At 45.8% G+C, this 6433-nt stretch carries 4 protein-coding genes and 1 pseudogene; 4 read left to right on the plus strand and 1 reads right to left on the minus strand.

All coding sequences use genetic code 11. The features are described 5' to 3' along the window. The 3 genes from IRQ95_RS11290 (at position 1) to IRQ95_RS11300 (ending at position 2162) form a co-directional block, all read left to right on the plus strand. On the plus strand, positions 1-834 hold the full coding sequence (locus IRQ95_RS11290) for an AraC family transcriptional regulator (protein WP_194437028.1): 834 nt from the start codon (positions 1-3) through the stop codon (positions 832-834). Positions 835-941: 107 nt separating this feature from the next. Beyond that, positions 942-1541, plus strand: a complete 600-nt coding sequence (locus IRQ95_RS11295; protein WP_228481382.1) for a GNAT family N-acetyltransferase — start codon at positions 942-944, stop codon at positions 1539-1541. Between the two features lie 225 nt (positions 1542-1766). Further along, a complete protein-coding gene (locus IRQ95_RS11300) occupies positions 1767-2162 on the plus strand; it encodes a GNAT family N-acetyltransferase (RefSeq protein WP_194437029.1) in 396 nt (131 codons plus the stop codon). A 127-nt stretch (positions 2163-2289) separates the two neighbouring features. On the opposite strand, the gene IRQ95_RS11305 is transcribed toward IRQ95_RS11300, so the two are convergent. Further along, positions 2290-5880 carry a hypothetical protein gene (locus IRQ95_RS11305; RefSeq protein WP_194437030.1) on the minus strand — a complete coding sequence of 1197 codons (3591 nt, stop codon included), beginning with the start codon at positions 5878-5880 and terminating at the stop codon, positions 2290-2292. Between the two features lie 315 nt (positions 5881-6195). Between IRQ95_RS11305 and hcp-2 the strand changes: the two are divergent. After that, a pseudogene (gene hcp-2 / locus IRQ95_RS11310) lies at positions 6196-6433 on the plus strand (type VI secretion system effector Hcp-2); the annotation flags it as partial.

Here is a 6433-nt window from a genome sequence, read left to right on the forward strand (position 1 = left end):
ATGAAAGCGTGGAAGCAGCCTTTACCGGGCTATGAATGGCTTATCCATCAAGTGTGGTACTTGGAAGTCGAGGATGGTGAGGTGATAGAGCCTAAACCATACTTGATTCCTAATATGCGTGCGCACTTGTTGTTTACGCCTGAGATGCAGGCTTACAGCTACGACAATGGTGAGTTGATACTCTCGGGGCGAGGAAATCATCTGCTGACTGCGACCGATAAACTGCTATTGCTGGATGATCACCCTCCACTAAAACGTATCGGCATTACGTTTCGCCCTGAAGCGCTTTATTGTTTGAATCAAGAAGCTGTGCAACACATCAATCAGTGCCAATGGTTTGATTGGCTAACATCGCTGTTTGATAAACAATTTCAGCGAGTACTTTGGCAATCTTCAGACGATGCGACGCAGTTACTCAATACGGTAAAGCAGCATTTTGACTCGCTCTCGATTTCTCCAAACCCAGATAAGGCATTTTTACTGGTACAGAAAGCAGTGGCTTTGATTGAGCACCACATAGAATCGCCCGATGGGGTGGATGTGGCATGGTTGGCTAACGAATGCGCTTGTTCGCGTCGAACCCTTGAGCGTAGCTTTAAGCTTGTGGTGGGTTTGAGCGTGAAACAGTATCTACAGATGATGCGTTTAGAGCTGATGATTCTATCTATTTATCGGCAACAGAGAGACATTGATTGGACTGAGTTTTCCCAGCAATTTGGTTTTAGTGATCAATCTCATTTGATTCGTACTCTGAAGCAGCAATTGGGTAAAACACCCTCGAAATACCTTAAGAAGCGGGATTTAACCATCGATATCTACGGAGATTTTGAATAGTCACGTGATGTGAAAAGTTGTCGCAAAAATCCAATTTGTCGCCCAAAGGCTTTGTTACTATTGGTGCAGAACAAGGCGCAATAAAATGAGCGCTAGGAAAGGTAATAATGACTAATCAAAAGAAAATCAATTTTTTAGAGCTTAAACAAGGCAAAGCTGTCGCCCTCAGTGAAACATTGACGATTGAGCTTATTAAGCCGTCAGACTTAGCCGAGATCATCGAGATGTTAAACGATGACCGAGTAAACCCATATCTCTATTTTGCACCTGCTGACAATAGCTTATATGAGGGATACTTTAACCCTCTGATTGAAAGCACTCAGCAAGCAATCTCGACAGGTGAATGGGGTGACTCGTTGGTATTTGTCATGCGCGATCTAGAGGGCAGGTATATGGGCATGACTGCGGTGACAGCAGTGATGTTTCTTGCGGGTAACTATGAAGTTGGGTATCAATTGCCTTTCCACGCTTGGGGACAAGGCATTGCGACTCGTGCTTGCCAACTGATGACGGAAATTGGTTTTAACCAGTTAGGTGCACATAAGATTTCAGCTGATTGTTACGCTGCCAATGTAGGATCATACAAGACGCTTGAGAAATGTGGCTTTAAACAAGAAGGTCGTCAACAGGATTACTACAAAACGCAGCATGGGTTTGATGACAAGTTGTATTACGGAATGACTCAAGCAGAGTTTAGTCAAATTTAGACGCATACCTACGATCAATTGTCGTTTCGCAGTTCTAAGATTGAGTTAAAATACGAGCTCCTTGCTAATACCAATCAGCATAAGTCTTTGATCATTCTTGCTGATTAAAATCGCTGATAACGTTGTTGCAGATTTTGTAATTAGAATAACTAGTTAGCGGCAATCTGCGCCTAGTTCTAAGCGATTTTTCTTGCGCAATCTAAGATTGAATTCGCTACTGGCGCAATGGATGCACAAACCCATTTAGAACTGACGACAGGTCTTGAAGCGCACAGTCAAAACTTAGCAGCACCGACTTACGATAAACAACATTTCAATTGGACGGTGAAAAATGAGCAGGGCAAATTAGTCGCTGCGCTCACCGCTGACTTGCTTTGGGATTGGCTCTACATTAGTGAACTTTGGGTGGATGAAAGTTGTCGAGGCACTGGCATGGGCAGTCAATTGATGCAGCAAGCAGAACAGCATGCTATCGCGCACAACCTGTCTGGTTTATGGCTATGGACCCAAAGCTGGCAAGCCCCGGTATTCTATAAACGCCTTGGCTTTGAAGAGTTCACGACTTTTGACAACTTCCCTGCAGGTCATAGCCGTATTGGTTTGAGAAAGACCTTAGAGTAAGCCTCGTTATGCCAAAGAAGCGTGTGTTGGTTACTTGCGTGACTTGGTGTAATTAACGAAATGCAATTAAAAACCCCTTTGGTATTCCAAGGGGGTTTTATTATTTCGCAAGGTTAGGGTTGAGGGCTTAGGCTAACAGTACGCACTTAGCTAACGCTTCTTTGACTACGCGTGAACGATCTTTGGTGAGCGGTTCCATCAACTGCGTCGCATCATCTGCTTGGCTTAAGATTTCTGGCAGTTGTGCGCGTCTGCCTGCGTGCAGGTAGTTTAGCGTGTGTTCAAAATCACCATATTGCCCACGAGCATGGACTTGAATAAACTCGCCACAGGCTTCAAATTCCGCATGCTTGATGCAGAATAAAGTCATGTGCGCAGCATCGATCTCCAATTGCCGCATCCAGTTAAGTAAAAACAGCATGCCTTCTTCCGAGACGTCTTCTTCACGCTCTTGCTCCAAATAGCTATCGAAATCAATCTCACCTTCGGCAAGTTGATGGATTAGCCAAGCTTTCTCGTGTTGTCGCTCGATGAATTTAAAGCCGCGATAATCGTGGTTAAATAGCAGTTTAGCCAGCTTGTCACGCTGAGGCTTCTCTAGCATCCATAATAGCTGCCCTAAGCTGTAAAGGCGGTATTCATCCAAGCTTGGACGTAAGTTTTCCGTTTCGATTTGCGCGCGATAAAGGGCAGAAATGGTCGGATAATCAATATTCCCAGCCAGGTAGGCTAAGGTTTGCTCAAGTAGATGCTCGATACGTTGCGGCGTTTGCTGCAGTTCATCAACGCGTGTTAGTACCGTTTGATGATCAACGGCTTCATCAAGGATAACCAGCATGCCATTTGGCAGCCCGTTTTGATAAACTTCGAGTGGCACTTCTTTATCAGCCATCAGTACAACATATTTATCGCCTTGTTTTTGTACTACGGTGCTTGCGAGCCAGCTCATACCATCCATATGGCACGGCTTATCGTGCACGGTGTGCTCATTTACGATCACTTGTTTGCGCAGCTTAGAGTGTACTTTGTCCCCTTCACCCACATACAGGCAATTTGTGCCTAGCTCGTGACCGAGGGCAAACTCCCACGAAGTGGTGTTGCGCTGGATTACCAGTTTCAAGGCACGCTCAAAGTCATGCTCAATGTCTAAATTGATGTCTGGGTATTTTAGCGATGCGTGATGTAAGAAAGCCACACGGGTACTTTCATTAATAAACTTCAAACCTTCATGCAGCGCCTCGGCTTTTTTACGATCTAGACTGCCAAACATACTGGTCGAGGTATTGGTGATCTCGCTGTAGCGATCCAGCCAGTGGGAGTACTTTTCTATATCGCGAGTACCGCTCACTCGGCTCATCTCATAGGCTTTGAGAATGCCGGGATCGATGCCTGCTTTTTCAAGTTGCTCGTGAATCTCAATATCATCCAACACGTTGTCGAATTCGATACCCCATGGACCATCAGAATAGGCGCGCAATACGTTGCGTGCAACGCGCACGGGCGCGAGTGCTTTGATAAATTGCCATAGGCGATCCGCTTGTGCTCGCTGTGGCAGAGGCAGTTGTCTTAGCCAAAAGGCAATCAAGGTGAAGCGTTGGAAGTCTTCATCATGATCGTGTAAGAACTCATAGCCTGGTTGCTGTTCGCTGAATTTACTGAGGTAGAGATTGCCTCGGCAGCAGTCATCACGATGCAGTTGCGGCTCTAACAGTGTCAGTAAGCTGGCTTGATCTTCACTTGGATTTTCGGCGCAAAAGTAGTCGCGTACTCGGGCAATATCTTGCTCAGTGAGTCCTTTATGCTCAGGGCAGTGATAGTTCCCTTTGATAAAGGCTTCTTCTAGAATCTTATCGACCGCTTGTTGCCAAATATTCTGTTGCTTTAAGTAGTTGAAAAGCGCTTCGGTAACATCATCGCCAATGCGTTGATTAAAATCCGCATGCAGTTGATAACAGGCAAGCGCGATAAAGCCCATATGTGCTCGCGGGTAATAGTTGGGATGACATAACTCACGAGAACTTCGCAGCACACTGTCGACCAACTGAAAATTCTTTTTATATAGAATTTCATCGTTATCGGTGAAGGAGTAGAAGATGGATTGCATTTCACGTGTTAGCGCGCCATCTTGCTCATCGCCATCCTCGGTTTTTGGCTCTGGCAATTGACTGTAGCGACGGTAGTAATCTTGGCGAGAAATGAGCGGCTCGTCGTCATCAGTAAGCGACTCCATCATATACTCACTAAACTCGCGTTTGCCTAGTGCGCGATAGAAGACATCAATTACGCGCAAATACTGTGCGTAACGTGCTTTGAGCAGAGAGACTTCGTTGTCAGGGGTGATGGTGAGAGTGCTGATCAAGCCATTAGCATGTTCAATCGTGGTCTCTTCACCAAAGTGATCCGTCAATAAATCCCCGCGCACAAGCTCAAGAATACTTTCGATCTCTTCAGCGATGCCTTGGTTGTTGTATTCCCATTTACAAACATGATCATCGATATGACCCGCCATCTCAGGTGCATGTTGATGGGCAAGAGGTAAAAGTTCGATCTCTTGCAAAGATTCTAGCGCTTCTAGCTCAGAGCCATCTTCGATGTAGCGCCATAAACGCTCACCTTGTGGCAGTGCAAGGATCAACGGTTTAAGTACTTCACTGCCATAGTTAAGATCAAAGCGGCGGTCGTCACGTTCGAGATAGGCTTGGTATTTGGCGCGTTTTTCCAATGCACGTTCAGCAGGCTTAACGAGGTCTCCAGAAACATGGTTTTCGATATAGCATTGCAGATCGTACGCTTCATCTTCGAGGGTACTGGCCATAAATGGCTGCTGCATAAAGGCATCGTCTTCTTGCTCATCATGGTCATAGCTGCGGGCAAACAGAGTTTGATAGAGCCAGATAACTGGTTTGTAGCCGCTTAAATCGGCTTCGTCGTCGTCGCTCTCGTCATAACTTACCAGCAGCACAGGTTCGGCTTTAAAGCGCTCCACCATCAACTGTTTGAAACTGGCGTATTGGCATGGGTTCTGTTGTAAGTATTCGCCGAGTGGCTGATAAGTGGTGTCGTTGCTGTATGGTTCATCCATAAACATCGCCAAGCGGAAACTTGGATTATCACACCAAATGAAAGCTTTGATCACCTCAGGGTGCCAGCCATGTTCATTTAAAAACGCGGCGAGGTATTCTTCGTATTGCGTCGCGTGTTCATCGTCCCAGTAAGGGATAAAGAACTGACCGACTAAGTAGGCGTATTGCAGATCGGTTTTTGCCAGCATATACACCGCTTCAATGCCAAATACGCGCATGTCGTCGATCCACATATCGTCGGTATCATTAACGCGGCGCGCGTAAGCAACAATCGCTTTGGCCGTTTCGACTACGGTCGCTTTTAGCTCTGGGTACTGTAGGGCAGCGGCAAACAAAATCACTTCCGAGATATAGACTTCGCGCTGATCGGTGATTTCGTGGGCGTAATAATGGCTGCCACCTTCCTGCCCCATATGCAGGGCGGATTTGAGTAGTTCAAGGTTGTTGCCAGCATCGCTTGGCTGCAAGCGGCGCACACCTTGTGCGTCTTGCTGTTTGAACTCCACATCAAAGTGATGCTGGTTAAAAGCTTCGCCACTATCTAATAGCGCTTGGTACTGAATGAGTGCTGATTTAATTTGCTCAGGCTGGTGGATATCGAGAGCGATAATTTGGGTTTTATCAAACTGGTTCATGGACCGATACTGCATGATGAAATAACTGCAAGCACAGTAAGTGAAAAACTTCTTATCGCAAAGTCAGTTGGCGTAAAAAACAGAGGTCACGCTTGTACTGTTATCTGCTCTATCACTTCCGCGTTTATCAATGCTGAATATTCGGGCAACTTTTTGCTCAGCCGAGCAAGATCTTGCCTGAATTGAGCAAGATCTTGCCCAGAGGGTGAATATTATCAATATAAGCAATTGAAAATTATAGGGGCCGTGCTTGGCATAGCTTTTGATTAGTAGAGGGTGAGTTATTTACATATCAACTAATTTAAGGATAAAGCCATGCCAACTCCATGTTATATATCACTAGAAGGTCAAACTCAGGGACTTATTACTGCAGGCGCATGTACTGCTGACTCAATCGGTGATAGCTACGTTGAAGGTCATGAAGATGAGATGCTAGTACAGCAATTCGACCACGTAGTAACAGTACCAACTGACCCACAATCAGGTCAGCCTTCTGGTCAACGTGTGCATAAGCCGTTCAAATTTACGGTTTCTCTAAACAAAGCTGTACCAC

Source organism: Vibrio fluminensis (genome assembly GCF_015278125.1).
Classification (GTDB): domain Bacteria; phylum Pseudomonadota; class Gammaproteobacteria; order Enterobacterales; family Vibrionaceae; genus Vibrio; species Vibrio fluminensis.